This window comes from Rahnella aceris (genome assembly GCF_011684115.1).
GTDB classification, from domain to species: Bacteria; Pseudomonadota; Gammaproteobacteria; order Enterobacterales; family Enterobacteriaceae; genus Rahnella; species Rahnella aceris.
Map to the genome: position 1 here is coordinate 791056 of NZ_JAADJV010000001.1, position 17803 is coordinate 808858.

Genomic DNA, 17803 nt, shown 5'->3' on the forward strand with positions numbered 1-17803 from the left:
AAAGGGAACGCAAATTCCTTTGCCAGATCGCATAAGCCCCGGTCAATAAATGCGTCAATCAGCGCGTTACCCACAGTGAGGGTCTTCCACTCTCTGAATTGAAGCCGGCGTTTGTGGGGGGAGTTCATGTTGATGGGAGGGAAGGGGTTGGGCGTATTGACTGTCAACCGGAAGGCACGAGCCGTATTTTTATGAAAAAAGCATTATAGAATGCGTAAAGGCTCCGTCATCTCAGGCAGTAATTGTTCGATTACAGTGATAATGCTTCTGACCCTCTGCGGGATAAAGCGGGCGTCCGGGTAGACCGCATAGAGGAAGCGATCAGGTAACCGGTAGGCGGGTAAGACCGGAACCAGCGTACCGGCTTGCAAAGCCCTGGCCGCGAGCGGTAGCTGCATGCCACCGATACCCATGCCTGACTCTATCGCCTGTAACAGCGCTTCACTGGTATTAGCCCGGAACACGGTATTAACTTTGATGTCGATAGTTTCACTATCAGAAACTAACCGTAGTGGTGCCTCCGGCGCGATGCCGCTGAATCGCACATGTGGATGTGCCGCCAGCTCACTCACAGAATGAACCGGTTTAAAACCGGGGGCGGCAAAAAGCGCCGTTTCAATACGTGCCAGCACGCGCGCCGCATGCGTTTGCGGAGGCTCATGGGTCAAGCGCAGCGCGACATCCACCCCTTCAGTGACAAGATCGGCGATGCGGTCATCAAGTGAAAGCGTAAGGTGCAATCCTGAGTTCATTTTCTGAAGCGTCAGCAGATGGGGTAAAAAGAGCTGGCCCAGCCCGCTCGGCAATTGCACATGAACCCTGCCATGCCAGTGGTGATCGGCAGGGTTCAGACGCCTTTCTGCTTCCCGCATGGCCTCCAGCAAAAGCTGCATATCACGCCGGTAACTTTCTCCCTGCTCAGTAAGCGCCATCACACGCGTTGTACGATGCAGCAATACCACACCGAGCTCCTCCTCAAGTGCGGCAATCTGCTGACTGACCGCAGATTGCTTCATACCGCTCTGGCGGGCGGCTGCAGAAAAAGAGCCTGCTTGTGCTACGCGCAGAAAGGTGGCAATGGCATTGAGCTTATTATTCATTTAATGATTCTGCTTATAAGTGCCATCAGTTTCATGGGATATGTGTGAAAAAAATAATATATCACACTGTATCTGTCACCTTCTCTGGAGAAACACCATGAATAAGACGCAGCAACAAAAGGTCGCGCTGGTCGCCGGCGCCAGCGGTATTGTCGGCAGCCAGCTTGTCAAAACACTTCTGCAAAATGAGTGGGAGGTTATCGGGCTGAGCCGCAATGCATTATCTCACCCTGATAATATTCAGGTTGTAAACGTCGATTTACTGGATGCGCAAAACAGCGCGCAGGCACTGCAACCACTCAGCCGCATCACCCATATTTTTTACAGCGCCTGGGTGAACGCCGCGAACTGGACAGAAATGGTTGAACCGAACGTCACCATGTTGCGCAATCTGGTCAGTAACATTGAGAAAACGGCACCCCTCCAGATTGTAAGCCTGATGCAAGGATACAAAGTTTATGGCGCACATCTTGGACCGTTCAAAACCCCGGCGCGTGAAAGCGATCCCGCCATACCCGGCGCAGAATTTAACGCGGCTCAGCTCACATGGCTCAGCCATTTTCAGCGTGGGAAAACGTGGCACTGGAATGCAATCAGGCCGGGTGTGGTTGGCAGCGCGGTGCCCGGCAATGCCATGAATCTTGCAATGAGCATCGCACTGTATGCGTCGCTGTGTAAGGCTCAGGATTTACCTCTCCGCTTTCCCGGTTCAGAACAAACCTGGCATAGCATCGTTGATCATACTGACGCCGGGTTGCTGGCAGAGGCGACATTGTGGGCTGCAACCTCGCCTGCGGCAGAGAACCAGGCTTTCAACGTGAATAACGGTGACATCTGGCGCTGGAGCGAGCTCTGGCCGCATATCGCGCGCTGGTTTGAGCTGGAATACGCACCGCCGGTCCGGCTGTCATTTCATCAGTTGTTTAAGGACTACCGCACGACATGGTGTGAACTTGCCGGGCAGCGGTTGATGGAAACTGACATTTTACAGCTGAACGACGGGAGTTTTGCAGATTTTGTGTTTGGTTGGGATTACGACATGTTTGGTGATGGCAGCAAGCTGCGCCGGGCAGGCTTTACCCGTATGCAGGCCACCCACGAAATGTTTTTCAGCCTGTTCACGCAACTGAGAGCGGCACGCATTATCCCCTGACAAAGCACCGGGCAGCATATTTCAGATTAAGCTGCCTATTGCTCCTGCCAGAGGCTCTACGAATTCGTCATAATGACGATCAACAATTTCCGGAAGACGTACACCCTCAGTCAAAGACAAGCGCAGCATTTGCTGGATTTTTTTGTCCTTTGATATTTTCTCAAAGGCAAAGAGAAGCCGCTGACGCAGGCGTTCAGCGCAAGTGCCTTTGAATGAGTCAGACATGCTCAACACATCACGGTAGGGTTGGGAATGGTGATGAGCCATCGCTATGCTAACGGTGCGACGGACTACCTGAATGTGCTGGATGCGCAGCGGACATTATTCTCTGCGCAACAGTCTCTGATTCAGAGCAGACTTTCGCAGCAAAACAGTCTTATTACCCTTTACAAGGCCTTGGGAGGAGGGTAGGAGCGTGGAGCTGTAGACTAGCGGACCCTGCCATGTACGGCTGTTTACGTGCAGGCTAAGTTTATTGCGCACTTCGCCTGCATATTCATAAGTCCGGATCAAACGGACTTAATGGGTTCCAATGCATTAAAATCATGAACGAAGTTTTTCAATAATCTTTCGAATTCGACGCGGTCATTGTCCGGCCAGCTATTGAAGATGTCGTTATAAATGAGTGCTCGCGTGTGATCGATTTTATCGGTCATCATTTTTCCTTCAGGCGTAACGACCGCTTCGTTAATTCGCTTATCTTTAACATTTCTCTGTCGATGGGTTAGGCCCATTTGCCCGAGTTTAGTTACCTGACGGCTTACCGTCGTATAATCCCGCCCCACCCGATCAGCGAGTTCTCCTACACCTATAGGGCCAAAGCGGCCTATCAGGACCAGCAGTGGAAATAATGCACGGTCAATATTAATACCGGAGTTTTTTATCATTATTTCATCACGTTGCGGCCGATTGAAAGCACCGACGATAGCCAGCAACGTATCATGTAAATCATCAAAATAATCGGGTTTATGTGTATTTTGCACTCTTTTCATTGACGGCATCCGGGAGTGGGAATAATGTGTGCATTGTACACATATATTTCTTGAGCTAAAGGTGAACTTAATGAAAGCAGCACTTGTTAATGGCAAAGGCGAAACGCCGATTTACGGTGATTTCATGGACCCTCAGGGAGATGAGCAGCATATAGTGGTCAACGTTAAAGCCGCTGCAATCAGTCAACTGGCCAAGTCGCGGGCCGCGGGAACACACTACAGTTCAGCAATGGAATATCCGTTTATACCCGGAATTGATGGCGCAGGTTATCTGACTAACGGAGACCCGGTCTTTTTTTTCGCATTGAGCTCCCCTTTTGGCAGTATGGCTGAGATGACCCTGGTTACGCCTAAAAGTATTGTGCCGCTCCCGGCAACACTTGATCTCTCAATGGCAGCCGCCATTGGTAATCCCGGAATGTCATCCTGGACAGCATTAACGCGCAGGGCGCAGCTGCGAAAAGGGGAAACTGTTCTCATCAATGGCGCGACAGGCACCTCCGGCGGTCTGGCGGTGCGTATCGCTCGTCACCTGGGCGCGGGGAAAATCATCGCGACTGGGCGTAATACTGAAGTCCTGGCGAAACTCCGTACTCAGGGGGCTGATATCACGCTTACGCTGGATGAATTATCGCATGAACTCCCGGCACTCATGGAACAGGGTGTTGATGTCGTTTTGGATTATCTCTGGGGGGAGAGTGCGCTTGATATTATGAAGTCTGCCGCTGCCGGAGGTGCCAGACTGGTGCGTTTTGTGCAGATCGGCTCATTAAGTGGACAAGAAATATCATTACATAGCAAATTACTACGTTCATCAGGACTGACCCTGATGGGGAGCGGACTTGGCAGCGTATCTGATGCTGAACTGGTCGCTTCGGTTGGTGAACTATTACAAGCTGCTGCTTTGAGTGATTTCTCAGTCCCATTTCGTATTCGGCCATTAAGCGAAGTGAATGATGCCTGGAATGAAGATGACAGCCGTTGCCGTACTGTTTTCAATATCTGATGTTAAACAAATGCAGTCTGGTCCTTAGCGGGTTTCTCAGAAATGGTATGGAAAAATCATAAAGTTACCTAAATGCTAATGCATGGAATCTGTGGCTGTCTTCGGAAATTTCACACTCACTGATTGCATCAAAGCCATAAAGGCATAGTACCGGAGCATGAAAAGCAAGAAGCCCGCTGAGTTTCCTAAGCGGGCTTCTTAAATTTGGCTCCTTTGACTGGATCACTTTTGCCATGAGCTGGCTAATAAATAAACTAAATTTGAATTCTTATCCTGTCAAAACCACCAAAAGACTGAGGTAACATCGCACCTGTCATATTTATCAACGGCTTAACCGGTACTTTGAGGGATCCGAAATTTCACAGACCTCCGGGTGGTCGGCCAGTTATTGCTCCTGACCTTAACGGCTACGGCGCACGCAGCGATATACCTGTAGCGCTGTTTAGCGCTTCAAACGGATGTGGACCTTTAACAGGTTATGTCGTCAGCTATTTTTTGGTTTTCATCATTAAAAAATCAATCAGCGCTTTGACTCGTTTTGCCTTGCCGGTGTTTTTTAAGTAGTAGAGATAAACCGGTGGATAGGTCTTCCAGTAAGGCATCATCACCGGGATAAACTGCTCTTTATCGGGCTGCAATTCATACACCGGCTCAAACAATCTGCCAATTCCAAGACCGCTGCGTATGCCATCTGCCATGACATCAATATCATTGCTGATGAGCTGCCCTGGCATCTCAACGGTTAATTGCTGACCTTTATCTTCCAGCATCAGAGGGAGGAGGCGGTTATTGGTAATAAAGCGGTAGCCGATGAGTTGATGCTGATGCAAGTCCGCTGGCAGTTTGGGCGTACCGTGTTCCGCGAGATAGGCCGCAGAAGCATACAAACCTTCACGAAACGGTTTCATCAACGGGCGGGCCACAACACTCTCTTCAAGGATATCGCCAAAACGAATGCCCAAATCAAAACGTTCATCAACCATGTTCACGGTTCCGTCATAAACGGATATCTCAAGCTGTATTCCCGGGTAGCTCTGGCAAAACTCTGCCATAAAGGGCTTCAGGATAAGCAGGTAGGCAAAGCGTGACAGCGTAATTCTGACCAGCCCGGAGGGTTCCTGATTCAGGTCTTTGATGCTTTCCACCGCACTTTCCAGTGACGCCACAGCCCGCGATGTCTGTTGCAACAATTGTTCCCCGGCATCCGTCAGCTCAATGCGCCGGGTGGTGCGCACAAAAAGCGGGTGACCAATATGCTGCTCAAGCAGTTTTAGCGCTTTGCTGACCGAAGGTGGCGTTATCTCAAGCTTCCTGGCCGCAGCAGTGATGCTGCCTTCACGGGCGATGCTCTGGAAAATACGGATTTGGTTGTAAATGACATTGTTCATGGCGACCCCCAGCAGAGGAAACAAAGTTAGATTATTAGCTATTGGCTAAGAGTGTATGAGCTATTGCTGCTCTAAAAAACAGAATCAGGGTTGGTTATACTCACTTACAGTAAAACAAACCCCTGTTAAAGAAGCCAAAAATGCAAAATGTACTGATTATTTCAGGTCATCCGAATCTTAGTGAATCCATTGGTAACGCCACTATCCTGGATGAAGTCGCAAAAGCGTTGCCCGAAGCTGAAATTCGCTGTCTTGATGCTCTGTATCCTGACTACCGGATCGACGTGGCACGGGAGCAGCAAGCCTTACTCGAAGCTGATGTGATTGTCTGGCAGTTTCCTTTTTCATGGTATTCAGTGCCGGGGTTAATGAAGTTGTGGATTGACCAGGTATTAGTTCACGGCTTTGCCCATGGCTCAACCGCAAAACTGGGTGGCAAAAAGCTGATCATTTCCTTTACCGCCGGAGCACCAGAGGGCCTGTATTCCCCTGAAGGTTTGTTCGGTCACGACATTCAGCAATACATCACACCGTTTGAAACCACAGCACTGCTGTGCAATCTGGATCTGCAGGAGCCGGTTTACACCTTTGGGATGAGCTATGCAGGGCGTGATGAAGCTAAAGTCCTCGAACAGAAAGCACTGGCAAAAGTTCATGCCGCGCGTCTGATTACCGCGATTAAAGAAACTGCCCCTGCTTTAAAAATGGCTGTGTAAAGGAGAAGAGGGAAAATGTATCTCATCAATATTACGGTGAATGGCGATATCACGGCTGTTCAGCATGAGGCGCTTTTCACACGCCATGTCAGTTGGTTTCAGCAGTATTTCAATGCAGGCAAGTTTGTTCTCATCGGCCCCTATTCCGATCGCGAAAGAGCAGGGGTGATTATTGCTCAGACTGAAAGCCGGGAAGAGCTGGACGCTATTCTGAGCGAAGACGCCTATCACCCCAATCTCGCTGAATATGAGATTCGTGAATTCATCCCGAAAATGGTGGGCAACTGGCAATAACAGACGTCGCAATTTTCATTAAATAACGTGGCAGGGAGATGATTATGCAGTATGTAAACCTGGGGCGAAGTGGCCTGAAAGTCTCACGACTGTGTCTGGGATGCATGAGTTACGGCGAACCGGAACGCCTTCCTCAGCCGTGGTCGCTTGATGAAAGTGCTTCGCGACCGTTGATTCGCCAGGCACTTGAGGCGGGAATTAATTTTTTTGATACGGCTAATATTTATTCAGGTGGAAGCTCAGAAGAAATTGTCGGTCGGGCGCTACGCGATATGGCGTACCGGGATGAAATTGTCGTCGCTACTAAGGCATTTTTCCCATGGCGTAACTCACCCAATACCGGTTTTCTCTCGCGAAAATCGCTGTTTCAGTCTATCGATGACAGCCTGACCCGGTTGGGTATGGATTATGTGGATCTGTATCAGATTCACCGTTTTGATCACGGCACACCTGTTGAAGAAACCATGGAAGCACTTCACGATTTGGTGAAAGCCGGGAAAGTTCGCTATATCGGTGCATCCTCAATGGAAGCCTGGCGTTTTGCAAAGATGCAGCATGTTGCTGAGCGTAACGGCTGGACGCGCTTTGTCTCTATGCAACCGCAATACAATTTACTGTACCGGGAAGAAGAGCGGGAAATGCTGCCGCTTTGTGAGGATCAGGGCGTGGGTGTTATTCCCTGGAGCCCGATGGCGCGCGGCAGGTTGACCCGCGACTGGAGTGAAACCACCACCCGAACGCAGAACGACGTCTTTGCGCTGAAAATGTATGAAAATGCCGCGCAGCAGGACCAGAAAGTGGTTGAGGTTGTGGCGCAGGTGGCCGCCGGGCGGGGTGTTCCTCGTGCACATGTTGCACTTGCATGGTTGCTGTCAAAATCAGTGATTACCGCACCTATAATCGGTGCCACTAAAGCGGAGCACCTGTCCACCGCCGTGGAAGCACTTAAGCTGACATTATCGCCAGAAGAAATTGCAGCGCTGGAAGCACCGTATGTTCCTCATGTTGTTGATGGCATCGTACCGCCACTGCCTGAACAAGCGCCACGACTCTCACCCTTGCGAATCAACCAGGGAGCTGAGTGCGATGAAAATGGATTGTGAGGGTGGCGCGGTTAACGCGCCTTATCAGCAATAGTGGCGCAAAATTTAATGCAGCCGAAAAGAGAGGGTCATTGATGAAAGCCGGGATTTCTTTATCACTTTTGTTGGCTCTGAGCTGTTCTGCTGTTGCGCAGGGGCAAAAAGTCACTGCTCTGCCCGGCAAGCAGGGCTGAAAAAATTAATTCAATTCTGAAGTTCACAGGGTTCATCTATCAGATGAAAGATTGCCTGAGGGTTAAGGATTGTCAATCCAGGTTCGCATTCCCTGCGTTTCTCCGGGGTATCAGGGGATTGTTGGCTACTTCGGCATATCGATGCTGATGTTATTTAGTCGCCCAACATTACAATCAGTAAAGTGTGTTTTTCAATCGCTCCGGCAAGGCCTCGTCGTAAGCCAAACCATCAATTTCTGACTGTGAGATCATACTCAGGATACTTCCTGTGCTGGGCAGAGCCTGCCTGTCAATTTGTGCGGCAGGATCCCAGAGTTTTGAGCGAATGATCGCTCTGCTACACTGGAAAAAAACGCTTTCCACTGAAATGCGCAATACCGTTTTAGGGGATTGATTATTGATTGCGAATTTATCCAGCAAAGCCGGGTCTTTACGTATTTCAGCTGTGCCACTTATACGCAAAGTTTCGCCAATGCCGGGAATTAAAAAGAGAAGCGCAACCCGATTGTCATTTAATATATTGCGTAGACTATCAATGCGGTTATTACCCCGGCGGTCAGGCAAAAATAAAGTTTTAGCATCCTCGATGTAAATGAAGCCTGCAGGATCACCTCTTGGCGATACATCCAGACCATCAGGTCCCGATGTTGCAAGCGCCACGAATGTTGATGCTTCAATAAAGGGGCGGTAGGCAGGATGAATATGGTCTGTCACCTTTGTTAAAGAAGGCTTTGCTACCGCACCGTAAAGTTGCTCAAGCTCATTACTATCAGTAATGAGCATGTTTTCATCAGCCATCTCATTCACCTTCATTGATTTCAAAACACAATGCATGCTGATATTTATAGCAGATGCTTTTTTATTTGTTCATGTTTATGGCTAATAAGTATTTATTTCCAGGAGTAGCGTCAGCTCTTCGCTCAGAGCCGACGTTTCCAACGTAGCGGGCCGGTTAGTGCCAAATTCGGACATCCAATAGCTTTTATAAGCACACTTTTTTCCAGTGCTATCTAATACGAATATTTATTATTGCACGGCCATCGCCAGTCGAATCCCAACTGCAGTAAAGGCCAGCGCTACACCCCAACGAATGCCGGTCATCACCCTGTGATTTCCTAATACACTATGACTAACAGCCGAAGCAAAAATGCCATACAGAGAAAACACAGCAAAAGTCATGGCCGCAAAAATTGCAGAAAGAATCAACATGCTCTGTGTGGGGTGTACATCCCTGGTGGCGATAAACTGCGGAAGAAATGCCAGGAAAAATAGCGAAAGCTTGGGATTAAGAAGATTGGCAACCACAGCCTGCTGTATCAAGGCGCGATGAGATAACGCTAACCCGGGGCAGCCAGCGGATAAAAGTGTCTTATCCCGTAGCGTTTGCCACGCCATAAACAGCAGGTAAGCCACACCGGTATACAGGGATTTTTGCCCGCCGCTGTCCATCAAACCAATGCCGAACTGGTCGTGAGTATGCCGCCCAAAAGAGATATCGCTGTTGGCGTTTACCGCCTCGATACCCGCTACAGTAAGGGGGAGAAGTTGAATGGTATGTTGGCGCATGATGTCAGCGTTTTTCCTGTCGGAGCTGGTCGTGTTGCTCGAGTTCATAATCGATAAACGCACCGATCATTGTCCGGTAGACCTTTTCGATAATCACTTCGGGAAGTCCTGCTTCAGTGGCCTGTTGACATACCTTGTCGATGACCTGTTGGACGCGGTCAGGCGCGCGAACGGCTGAGTGGTCAATTTTGAAAGCTGCTGCAGCTTTAACACATTCGCTGCGTTGCGCGATCATCTTAACCAGTTCGCGATCAATCTGATCGATTCGATTTCTAACATCTTCAATTGACAAAAAATTCATCTTCAATCCACTTGACTAGTACATGAGTGTGTCAGCTTACATAAAATTTCGATTAAATACAGTTTTGAACCTGAAAGGTTCTGGCTGAGAGGACGATATATAAAGTAAAACTTATCCAGAAGCTCGCTGCTATTGGCATGGTGATGAATTTGTGAGGCTTAACGTGGGATGTTTTCCGTTTGCTAAGCGGATCCCTTAAACTACACCGTGCAGGTCACAACCCGTGAGTCAGAACCCTTGCCGGAATGTTCATCAGTGTCTGTTCATCTGAAGGAAATAAGATGCTTTTGCCAGATTTGAGCTTTACAAAAACCCTGTATCAATCGTCATTTCAGGAATGAGTCGTCCGTTGTTTATTTCTCTGGATGGGCCCAAGGGGGTCGGCAAAACCACACTGTTGGAGGCCATGACGAAAGTACTCAGGGCTGACAACAAGAAGGTGGTCCGGCTTTGCGAGAAAAAAAGCGATCCTTACAGGAGGGAAACAATGGCCCTCGTGAACAGGCTCGCCAGAAATCCCTCCCGGGATTTGGAGCTGGAGGTTTGTGAGCGCTTTGCTGATAGCCGTGCATGGATTTCCCGGCATGTGCTGACTAAACAGCCACCGGACAGCATTATCTTGATGGATCGTTGGTACCCGTCGGAAGCCGCGTTTCGCCGGATGGTTCCATTTGCAGAGATTTTACAGCTTAACATTGAACGAAATGTGAGAATGCCAGACCTGCATGTCGGGGTGGTTACCGCGCCTGATATTTCATGGGCGAGGGCCGCAGCCCGACCGCGTGGGCTAAGTAGTACGGTGATTCATAAGCTGGAAGATCATGTCGCCTGTACCCAGGCGTTCGAGCGGGAAGTTGCAGATCACGGCTGGGTTTTATGCCGTAATGAAGGAATGATCGAAGACGCAACGATGCAGGTTATTTCTGAGATCTACAGAGTGCCCGGATGCCCATAGTCATCGGTTTTGCGGGCAGACTCATTGAACCGGCGCTGCGACTGACTCTATCTTACTCACGCGACGCGAGGCCTTTAGCACGTCGGTTTGTTTTTCTTTTCGTTCGACTTTGCCAATTCCCTCTGAGGAGCCCGACATGATCACCTTTCATCAACTCACCGCCACCAGTCTGGATGGCCAGCTCATCTCTATGGCCGACTATGCGGGTAAGCTGGTTCTGGTGGTGAATACCGCCAGCCATTGTGGCTTCACGCCACAATACGCAGGCCTTGAAGCGCTCTACAAGAAGTACGCTGCACAGGGTCTGGTGGTGCTTGGTTTTCCCTGCAACCAGTTCGGTAAGCAGGAACCCGGCGGCGCCGACGAAATCGCGCAGACCTGTCACATCAACTATGGTGTGAGCTTCCCGATATTCGAAAAAGTGGAGGTCAACGGCGCTGCTACGCACCCGGTGTTTAGGTATCTGAAAAACGAATTGCCCGGTGTACTCGGTGGGCGGATCAAGTGGAACTTCACTAAGTTCCTGATCGGACGCGACGGCAAACCGCTCAAGCGTTTTGCACCGTTCACCACCCCGGAGAAAATGGAAACCGTAATACTTGCTGCACTTGAAATCTAAATGTTCGCGTAGTTCGAATCGTCCACCTTTATTTTGTGATATTCACCCTGTTGCACATAACCAATATGATCTGCCATCAATTGCGCTTCTTGCTCACTGTGCGTCACCAGAAGTGCCGTTTGCCCGGCTTCACGCAGAATATCGCGCACCTCGCCGCCGAGTCGCTCGCGCGTTTTTTTATCCAGACTGGAAAAGGGCTCATCCAGCAATAGGATCTCTGGATTCGGTGCCAGCGCGCGAGCCAACGCAATGCGCTGTTGTTGCCCGCCGGAGAGTTCGTGGGGATAGCGGCTGGCATGGCTATGCAATTCCACCAGTCTTAACAGCGCCGTCACTCTGGCTTGTTGCTCCTCACGCGGTATCCTGCGCAGGCCAAACGCGACATTCTGTTGAGCTGTCAGGTGTGGGAATAACGCATATTCCTGAAAGACCATGCCGACATGACGTTTTTCTGGCGGCAGATGAAGACCTGGCCCGGCAACGCGATGCTGTGAAACATAGATCTCACCGCTTTGCAGCCGTTCAAACCCGGCAACGGCACGCAGCACCGTGGTTTTCCCGCAACCCGAGGCTCCCAATAAGCAAGCAAGCTCCCCCTCACGTACTGACATTGAAAATCCTTTCAATACCGGTTGCTGGCCGTTGTCATAAGCCACATGCACATCCTGAAGGCGTAACGCAATTTCTGACATGGTGGTTCCTTTAGCCGTGGCGAGTCATCTGATGACGCACCAGCAATATAACCGGCAGCGTGCCTGCGAGAACAATCATTAAGGCGGCAATGGCCCCTTCTTCATAGGTTCCACGAGCTGCTTCTGCATAGAGTAACGTTGCCAGCGTCTCGAAGTTTACCGGGCGTAAAAGCAAGGTTGTCGGCAGTTCTTTCATCGCGTCGGCAAAGACTAATAATGCGCTGCTAACCAGCGCGGGGCGCAGCAACGGGAAGTGAACCCGCACGAAAGTCCCCGCACCATTTTCCCCCAACAAACGCGATGCTTGTTCCAGCGAAAGAGGGATACGGCCAAGCCCGGAATCCAGTGCGCCGATGGCAATGGCCTGGAAGCGCATCGCGCAGCAGATAACCAGCAAGATACCGGCTGACATCAGCGGTAAGCCGCGAATATCCATTAAATCTGCCAACCATTTGTCTGCTGCCATTGCCGGAGTGAGAAAACCAATCGCCAGAATGGTGCCAGGCACCGCATAGCCTAAGGACGCAAGGCGCATTACGCCGCGACGAAAGCCCGACATCGTGTTATCTGCGGCACTGTGCCTCGCGCTCCAGGCCACCAGTAAACTGACGCAAACCACCACCAGAGTGGTGCCTGCCGCCAGCGACAGCGTATTTTGTAAGGCTGAAAGCAACGAAGGGGAGAGGGGATTTTCTTCACCTAAACGCTTTGCGCTTTCCCAGGCTAAAAATACAACCGGTGCGAGGAACCCCAGAATAACCGGTAACGCAATAACCGAGCTGAGCAGCCATCCACGCCAGCCGCGTACTCTGGTAGGTTGAATCTCTCGCAAGCTGCGGCTGCTAAGGCCTTGTTTTCTGCGACCATAAAATTCCAGCGTCAGAATGCAGAAAATAAACATCAGCATCATGCAGGCGATTTGCGCGGCACCGGCAAGATCGGAACGCGAAATCCAGGTGGTGTAGACGGTGACGGTTAACGTTTGTACGCCAAGAAATTCAGATGCGCCGATATCATTGAGCGTTTCCAGTAGCGCCAGGCTGATACCGACAGCCAGCGCCGGGCGAGCCATCGGCAGGGCAACACGAAAGAAAACACCGGCAGCGCTGCAACCCAGGGTACGAGCGGCTTCCAGCAAATGTGCAGGTTGGCTGATGAACATCGCACGGGTCGTCAGATAAACGTAAGGATACAGCACTAAGCCGAGCAGAATAATGGCGCCGGGCAGGGAGCGTAAATCCGGTAAACGGAACTGCCGCGGACTGTCGAAGCCCAGCAAAAAACGAATGAATGTTTGTAGCGGGCCAAGGGGATGCAGCAGGTCAAGCCAGGCAAAGGCCACAATATAAGTCGGCATGGCTAGCGGCAGCAGTAACGCCCAGCTAAGTATTTTGCGTCCGGGGAAATCCCATGCTGTGACCGCCCACGCGCTGCCGACGCCAGTCACCCCCACGATCACGGCGACACCTGCCAGCAAAAGCCCGGTATTTTTCAACACCGAAGGCAGCACAAAAGTAATGAGATTATCCCAGTGCGAGAAATCAGCCTGTGTCGCCTGCCAGATTAGCGCAACGATAGGTGTGAGTACGCCAAGCGCAATACCTAGCGCGGCAAGATGCAGCGGCGTTAATAATGACTGCGGCCCGGAAACCAGGCCGCGTAACGTCGGAAGACGAAGTGATTTATTGATCGAATCCAACTTTATCTACCAGCAGGCTCGCTTGTTTACGGTATTTCACCATCTCGGTTAACGGGATTTTATCGACATCGATTTCACCGATGGTGGCGGTGATCACCGGATCAAGCGCCACACCTTTCAGCACCGGGTATTCAAAGTTCGCTTTGGCGTATTGTTGCTGGGCGGGTGCGGAAACCAGATATTCCATCAGTTTTACGGCATCAGCTTTGTTCGGCGCATAACGAGCCACTGCAGCACCACTGATATTCACGTGCGTGCCGCCTTGTTCAAAGGTAGGTTTCACCACTTTAATGGCATCGCCCCACTTACGCGCATCGGTGCCTTCTTTGGCGTTTTTCATATGGCCGATATAGTAAGAGTTTGCGAGGCCAATATCGCAAATACCGCCGAGGATATCGCGAGCAACGTCACGATCGCCGCCAGTCGCTTTACGTGCCAGATTAGCCTTCACACCACGCAGCCACTCTTCGGTTTTCGCTTCACCGTGGTGGGCAATCATGGCGGCAATCAGTCCGGTATTGTAAGGATGCTGGCCGGAGCGAATACACACTTTGCCTTTGTATTCCGGGCTGGAAAGCTGTTCGTAATGCCAGTTATCCATCGCCAGCGATTTCTCGGCGTAAAGCACGCGAGCGCGCATAGAAAGCGCAAACCACTGATTATCTGCTCCTCGCAAGTTTGCCGGAATAGCCGTCTTAAGCGTTTGTGACTCCACAGGCTGTGTCACACCTGCTTCCACTAAATCAATGAGATTTCCTGCATCTACCGTCATTAGCAGGTCGGCAGGGGAGTTCTGGCCTTCCGCTTTAACACGTTCGAGCATGCCATCCTTGATGTAAACCGTATTGACTTTTATGCCGCTCGATTGTGTCCAGCTATCCAGCAATGGCTGGATCAGACCGGGTTCGCGAGTGGTATAAAGCGTCAAAGTATCTTGGGCGAAAGCCGGAAGGCTGACGGAGAAAACCAGAGCCGATGCAAGCGTGATACGGCGCAGTCCGGTGCGAGGCAAAGCATTCATCGTTGATATCCCAGAGTAATTGAAACTAATTGTGACCCGGGCAGGACAAGATCCCTGCGGCATGCGCACAATAAATGATAATCACTCACAGTTACAATCATTGCAAAGTGTAAATGATTCACATTTACACAACTTTAATCAACGCGATGATATGGCCGGACACGGAATCGGGAGGGCTTATGCAGGGGGATTGATACCCGATCGTTGTATCTCTTACTCCTCCACCCATTCGACACGATTTCTTCCAGAGTGCTTCGCCTGGTACAACGCGATATCTATACGTCGGAACAAGCTTTCCTGGCTTTCATTTTCTTTTTTTATCCCGGCACCGATGCTGACGGTGAAGCGAATTTCATCATTAATCACTAATTCTCTGACATGAACTAATATTTTTTCGGCCATTAATCGTGCTTCTTCAAATACTGACGTTTGCACGATGACGGCAAATTCTTCTCCGCCGACGCGGGCGGCGATGACGTTATTTTTAAAGAGTTCACTGAGCATCAGGCTAAAGGCTCTCAGGACATCATCGCCAATGTAGTGGCCGTATTTGTCATTTATATTTTTGAAGAAGTCAATATCGATTAAAAAGACGTAAACACTGACATTATCTAAGTCCATAAGGGCGTTTTTAAAATAACGACGATTTGGCAAACGTGTAAGCTCATCACGGAATGAATTAATACTCATATCCGAATATTTATTATTCACATAACGTACGATGAAATAGATGCCTGCCGAGACGCAGACCATACCTGCCAGCTTACTGAGATCCTCAAGATAATACCCGACCCACATCGGCTGGCGAATAATTTCATCCATCAGATCAAATGCTGCAGACACAATCCATATCATCAGCCCCGCGTTTATCCATCGGCGAAGACTGGTTTTCAATAATAATCGATTAAAGTTCCACAAGATAAAGTTAAGTATCAGCAATTGGATGCCATCAAATATCCAGCCAGAATTTTGTATCCAGGAACCCTCGTTCTGTTTTGTAGAAAATGCGACAAGATTAAACACCATAACAAAAATACACAGCATCACCGATAATGCCATTGGCATATACAGAATTTTACGTGATTTGTTTTTAGTAAAAAGTCCGCTTTCATACTTCAAAAATGGCATAGTTAGTCCCTGATACAGGTAGATACTAAAATCAGATTTCGGGAGTGTCAGACTCTGACCTTCTTATTGTCTGAGAAAGCGCCGCAACACGCACAAAACAGGCTGAGTGATGATGGGGGATCAATCGGGACTTCTTCTTTATCAGATGAGCCAGCAAACTGTCAAGATGACAGTTTAGGCGTGACATCGGGGCGTGAGCAGGCTGACCCTGCCCGAGACTGCTCACTCTCGCACGCTGTTTTTACAAGGTTATTTAGCGCACCTCGAACTTTCCTCACCGGGCTGACCGGTAGCCGAACTACTCAGAATCACACCCGGGGAAACAGCAGCCACTGTTTTCAGCGGCCTTTCTCATTTACCGTCATGGTAAACACGGTCACCTCCGTGCCACTGTTCATATAGGCATGCGGCGCGTCTGTTCTTGCAACCGCTGCACCCCCGGGGCTTATCACGTAAGTGGTGTCGCTGACGACGAGCGTCAGGGTCCCGCCGGACACATGAAGCAGTTCACTGGTGCCTTCCGGATGGCCGGGAGACTCAAAGGTTTCCCCGGGGTAAAGCACCCACTCCCACAGCTCGACCATGTCCGGCCCGCTCGTGCCCGCAAGCAGGCGCGCGCTGCCACCTTTTTCTCCTTTCCAGAGTACGGGAATGTCACCGGCATTGATGAGATGAACTGCGGGCTTGCCAGCTACGTTGACAAAATCGGCCACGGAGACGTTCATCGCAGACGCAAGGCGGCAGAGCAGGGCAATGCTGGGGTTGGCCCGGCATCCTTCTATCTCAACCAGCATTCCCTTACTGACGCCCGCACGGCGGGAAAGCTCATCGAGCGACATTTTTTTCTGGCTGCGGTAAAGCTTTGTGCGCGCGGAAACGGCCTCGTTTATTCTGGCTGCATCGGCGTCGGTCGTTATATTGACTTTACTGGTCATCGGTCATTATCATGTAATAAATCAGTCATTACAGGATTATCCTATGCCAGCCGTGTCACCGTCAATCAGCCCTGAAATTTACCGCATCGCACCGGGTTTTCGTGCGCTCAGCATCTGCGTGAAAGCGGCCCCCGTGGCCGATGAGCGGGTGGGGGAAGTCGCGCTGCGGGAAGCCTGCGAGGCCGCTCAGGCCGGGCAGCCAGCCTGGGCTGAGGCCCACCTCAGCGCATGGGCGGAGGTATTCCGCGCCTTCGGTGCAAAACCTAAGCGTACGCCCTGTTCGGCAGAAGCCCTGAGAAAGCGCGTCATAAAGGATGGCACGATGGCCGCTCTCGATCCGGTGGTTGATCTGTATAACGCGGTCAGCATCCGGTATGCCATTCCGGTAGGTGGTGAAAACCTTGCGGCTTACGTCGGGATGCCGCAGCTGGTTGTTGCTGACGGAACCGAAATTTTTGACACTATGAAAGACGGTCAGCCGGGAAGCGAGTCACCGGAGGCGGGAGAAGTTGTCTGGCGCGATGACACCGGTGTGACCTGCCGCCGGTGGAACTGGCGACAAGGCGTCCGGACGCGGCTGAGCGTGGCAGACAGCAGCATGTGGTTCATCCTTGAGAGCCTGCCTGAAATGCCTGTGGATGCGCTGCATGCGGCTGGCAGAATGCTGACAGACGGCCTGGAAAAAATGATGCCCGGGGTGCGCTGTCAGACCGTTCTTATCAGCAACGTATTGTCTGACGCGGAATAACTTTTGCTCTCCTGGCGCGGCCAGCCACTGTCGACAAGGATATTTATTCCTTCGTCTGTCTGAATCAAATATCCCGGTACAGGTATATCACCCGGCTGCATAGTCCCCAGGTAAAGCATGTACAGGCGCATGACATTTTCTCTTATTTTCATCAGCATAATAAAAATAGATGAATATCTGGCTGCTCACAACACAAGCGACAGCCATACCTCTG

At 50.6% G+C, this 17803-nt stretch carries 20 protein-coding genes and 1 pseudogene; 9 read left to right on the top strand and 12 right to left on the bottom strand.

Annotated features, from left to right (window positions below; translation table 11 throughout):
* Window positions 1–203: 203 nt before the first annotated feature.
* Complete coding sequence (locus GW591_RS03530; RefSeq protein WP_119261457.1) at window positions 204–1100, bottom strand: LysR family transcriptional regulator; 897 nt, start codon at window positions 1098–1100, stop codon at window positions 204–206.
* Between the two features lie 97 nt (window positions 1101–1197).
* Here GW591_RS03530 and GW591_RS03535 point away from each other — a divergent pair, with 97 nt between their 5' ends.
* Window positions 1198–2253: an SDR family oxidoreductase gene (locus GW591_RS03535; RefSeq protein WP_166860116.1), complete on the top strand. Its 1056-nt coding sequence runs from the start codon at window positions 1198–1200 to the stop codon at window positions 2251–2253.
* Window positions 2254–2274: 21 nt separating this feature from the next.
* On the opposite strand, the gene GW591_RS03540 is transcribed toward GW591_RS03535, so the two are convergent.
* The gene (locus GW591_RS03540; protein WP_015689645.1) at window positions 2275–2478 is read right to left on the bottom strand and encodes a hypothetical protein; all 204 of its coding nucleotides are present in this window, start codon (window positions 2476–2478) and stop codon (window positions 2275–2277) included.
* A 42-nt stretch (window positions 2479–2520) separates the two neighbouring features.
* Between GW591_RS03540 and GW591_RS03545 the strand changes: the two are divergent.
* A pseudogene (locus GW591_RS03545) lies at window positions 2521–2664 on the top strand (TolC family protein); the annotation flags it as partial.
* Window positions 2665–2762: 98 nt separating this feature from the next.
* Here GW591_RS03545 and GW591_RS03550 read toward each other — a convergent pair.
* Complete coding sequence (locus tag GW591_RS03550) at window positions 2763–3245, bottom strand: MarR family winged helix-turn-helix transcriptional regulator (protein ID WP_013574957.1); 483 nt, start codon at window positions 3243–3245, stop codon at window positions 2763–2765.
* Between the two features lie 70 nt (window positions 3246–3315).
* Between GW591_RS03550 and GW591_RS03555 the strand changes: the two genes are divergently transcribed.
* The gene (locus GW591_RS03555; RefSeq protein ID WP_013574958.1) at window positions 3316–4251 is read left to right on the top strand and encodes a quinone oxidoreductase family protein; all 936 of its coding nucleotides are present in this window, start codon (window positions 3316–3318) and stop codon (window positions 4249–4251) included.
* Window positions 4252–4739: 488 nt separating this feature from the next.
* Here the strand turns inward: GW591_RS03555 and GW591_RS03565 are convergent, their stop codons facing one another.
* On the bottom strand, window positions 4740–5639 hold the full coding sequence (locus GW591_RS03565) for a LysR family transcriptional regulator (protein ID WP_013574959.1): 900 nt from the start codon (window positions 5637–5639) through the stop codon (window positions 4740–4742).
* 140 nt (window positions 5640–5779) lie between these two features.
* On the opposite strand from GW591_RS03565, the gene GW591_RS03570 reads away from it, so the two are divergent.
* From GW591_RS03570 to GW591_RS03580, 3 genes are read left to right on the top strand one after another with little or no spacing between them, the layout of a single operon-like run.
* Window positions 5780–6355, top strand: coding sequence for an NAD(P)H-dependent oxidoreductase (locus GW591_RS03570; RefSeq protein WP_126124750.1), 576 nt, complete (start codon window positions 5780–5782; stop codon window positions 6353–6355).
* A 15-nt stretch (window positions 6356–6370) separates the two neighbouring features.
* Window positions 6371–6649: a YciI family protein gene (locus GW591_RS03575; protein ID WP_013574961.1), complete on the top strand. Its 279-nt coding sequence runs from the start codon at window positions 6371–6373 to the stop codon at window positions 6647–6649.
* Between the two features lie 44 nt (window positions 6650–6693).
* Window positions 6694–7752, top strand: a complete 1059-nt coding sequence (locus GW591_RS03580) for an aldo/keto reductase (RefSeq protein WP_166860118.1) — start codon at window positions 6694–6696, stop codon at window positions 7750–7752.
* Between the two features lie 347 nt (window positions 7753–8099).
* Here the strand turns inward: GW591_RS03580 and GW591_RS03585 are convergent, their stop codons facing one another.
* From GW591_RS03585 to GW591_RS03595, 3 genes are all read right to left on the bottom strand, one after another.
* Entirely contained in the window at window positions 8100–8723 is a 624-nt protein-coding gene (locus GW591_RS03585; protein WP_015689647.1) for a pyridoxamine 5'-phosphate oxidase family protein, read from the bottom strand.
* A gap of 228 nt (window positions 8724–8951) precedes the next feature.
* Window positions 8952–9491 (bottom strand): LysE family translocator, encoded by a 540-nt coding sequence (locus GW591_RS03590; RefSeq protein ID WP_166860121.1) that lies wholly within the window; start codon window positions 9489–9491, stop codon window positions 8952–8954.
* Between the two features lie 4 nt (window positions 9492–9495).
* Window positions 9496–9792: a chorismate mutase gene (locus GW591_RS03595; RefSeq protein ID WP_013574966.1), complete on the bottom strand. Its 297-nt coding sequence runs from the start codon at window positions 9790–9792 to the stop codon at window positions 9496–9498.
* Window positions 9793–10129: 337 nt separating this feature from the next.
* On the opposite strand from GW591_RS03595, the gene GW591_RS03600 reads away from it, so the two are divergent.
* Both GW591_RS03600 and GW591_RS03605 read left to right on the top strand, forming a co-directional pair.
* Window positions 10130–10747 (top strand): dTMP kinase, encoded by a 618-nt coding sequence (locus GW591_RS03600; protein ID WP_112151781.1) that lies wholly within the window; start codon window positions 10130–10132, stop codon window positions 10745–10747.
* Window positions 10748–10883: 136 nt separating this feature from the next.
* Window positions 10884–11366 carry a glutathione peroxidase gene (locus GW591_RS03605; protein WP_013574968.1) on the top strand — a complete coding sequence of 161 codons (483 nt, stop codon included), beginning with the start codon at window positions 10884–10886 and terminating at the stop codon, window positions 11364–11366.
* Here the strand turns inward: GW591_RS03605 and GW591_RS03610 are convergent.
* The 5 genes from GW591_RS03610 to GW591_RS03630 form a co-directional block, all read right to left on the bottom strand.
* Complete coding sequence (locus GW591_RS03610; RefSeq protein ID WP_015689650.1) at window positions 11363–12058, bottom strand: ABC transporter ATP-binding protein; 696 nt, start codon at window positions 12056–12058, stop codon at window positions 11363–11365. The genes GW591_RS03605 and GW591_RS03610 overlap by 4 nt on opposite strands.
* A gap of 10 nt (window positions 12059–12068) precedes the next feature.
* The gene (locus GW591_RS03615; protein WP_013574970.1) at window positions 12069–13757 is read right to left on the bottom strand and encodes an ABC transporter permease; all 1689 of its coding nucleotides are present in this window, start codon (window positions 13755–13757) and stop codon (window positions 12069–12071) included.
* Window positions 13741–14778: an extracellular solute-binding protein gene (locus tag GW591_RS03620; RefSeq protein ID WP_013574971.1), complete on the bottom strand. Its 1038-nt coding sequence runs from the start codon at window positions 14776–14778 to the stop codon at window positions 13741–13743. The genes GW591_RS03615 and GW591_RS03620 overlap by 17 nt, the downstream gene beginning before the upstream one ends.
* Before the next feature lie 213 nt (window positions 14779–14991).
* Window positions 14992–15906 carry a GGDEF domain-containing protein gene (locus GW591_RS03625; RefSeq protein WP_013574972.1) on the bottom strand — a complete coding sequence of 305 codons (915 nt, stop codon included), beginning with the start codon at window positions 15904–15906 and terminating at the stop codon, window positions 14992–14994.
* A 338-nt stretch (window positions 15907–16244) separates the two neighbouring features.
* The gene (locus GW591_RS03630) at window positions 16245–16841 is read right to left on the bottom strand and encodes a helix-turn-helix domain-containing protein (protein WP_112197731.1); all 597 of its coding nucleotides are present in this window, start codon (window positions 16839–16841) and stop codon (window positions 16245–16247) included.
* Window positions 16842–16884: 43 nt separating this feature from the next.
* Here GW591_RS03630 and GW591_RS03635 point away from each other — a divergent pair, with 43 nt between their 5' ends.
* Window positions 16885–17589, top strand: coding sequence for a B3/B4 domain-containing protein (locus GW591_RS03635; RefSeq protein WP_166860123.1), 705 nt, complete (start codon window positions 16885–16887; stop codon window positions 17587–17589).
* Window positions 17590–17803 lie beyond the last annotated feature (214 nt).

Bases quoted from the DNA above. Each gene is read 5' to 3' on its own strand.
- GW591_RS03530 (WP_119261457.1), bottom strand. From the start codon at position 1,100: ATGAATAATAAGCTCAATGCCATTGCCACCTTTCTGCGCGTAGCACAA.
- GW591_RS03535 (WP_166860116.1), top strand. From the start codon at position 1,198: ATGAATAAGACGCAGCAACAAAAGGTCGCGCTGGTCGCCGGCGCCAGC.
- GW591_RS03540 (WP_015689645.1), bottom strand. From the start codon at position 2,478: ATGTCTGACTCATTCAAAGGCACTTGCGCTGAACGCCTGCGTCAGCGG.
- GW591_RS03550 (WP_013574957.1), bottom strand. From the start codon at position 3,245: ATGAAAAGAGTGCAAAATACACATAAACCCGATTATTTTGATGATTTA.
- GW591_RS03555 (WP_013574958.1), top strand. From the start codon at position 3,316: ATGAAAGCAGCACTTGTTAATGGCAAAGGCGAAACGCCGATTTACGGT.
- GW591_RS03565 (WP_013574959.1), bottom strand. From the start codon at position 5,639: ATGAACAATGTCATTTACAACCAAATCCGTATTTTCCAGAGCATCGCC.
- GW591_RS03570 (WP_126124750.1), top strand. From the start codon at position 5,780: ATGCAAAATGTACTGATTATTTCAGGTCATCCGAATCTTAGTGAATCC.
- GW591_RS03575 (WP_013574961.1), top strand. From the start codon at position 6,371: ATGTATCTCATCAATATTACGGTGAATGGCGATATCACGGCTGTTCAG.
- GW591_RS03580 (WP_166860118.1), top strand. From the start codon at position 6,694: ATGCAGTATGTAAACCTGGGGCGAAGTGGCCTGAAAGTCTCACGACTG.
- GW591_RS03585 (WP_015689647.1), bottom strand. From the start codon at position 8,723: ATGGCTGATGAAAACATGCTCATTACTGATAGTAATGAGCTTGAGCAA.
- GW591_RS03590 (WP_166860121.1), bottom strand. From the start codon at position 9,491: ATGCGCCAACATACCATTCAACTTCTCCCCCTTACTGTAGCGGGTATC.
- GW591_RS03595 (WP_013574966.1), bottom strand. From the start codon at position 9,792: ATGAATTTTTTGTCAATTGAAGATGTTAGAAATCGAATCGATCAGATT.
- GW591_RS03600 (WP_112151781.1), top strand. From the start codon at position 10,130: ATGAGTCGTCCGTTGTTTATTTCTCTGGATGGGCCCAAGGGGGTCGGC.
- GW591_RS03605 (WP_013574968.1), top strand. From the start codon at position 10,884: ATGATCACCTTTCATCAACTCACCGCCACCAGTCTGGATGGCCAGCTC.
- GW591_RS03610 (WP_015689650.1), bottom strand. From the start codon at position 12,058: ATGTCAGAAATTGCGTTACGCCTTCAGGATGTGCATGTGGCTTATGAC.
- GW591_RS03620 (WP_013574971.1), bottom strand. From the start codon at position 14,778: ATGAATGCTTTGCCTCGCACCGGACTGCGCCGTATCACGCTTGCATCG.
- GW591_RS03625 (WP_013574972.1), bottom strand. From the start codon at position 15,906: ATGCCATTTTTGAAGTATGAAAGCGGACTTTTTACTAAAAACAAATCA.
- GW591_RS03630 (WP_112197731.1), bottom strand. From the start codon at position 16,841: ATGACCAGTAAAGTCAATATAACGACCGACGCCGATGCAGCCAGAATA.
- GW591_RS03635 (WP_166860123.1), top strand. From the start codon at position 16,885: ATGCCAGCCGTGTCACCGTCAATCAGCCCTGAAATTTACCGCATCGCA.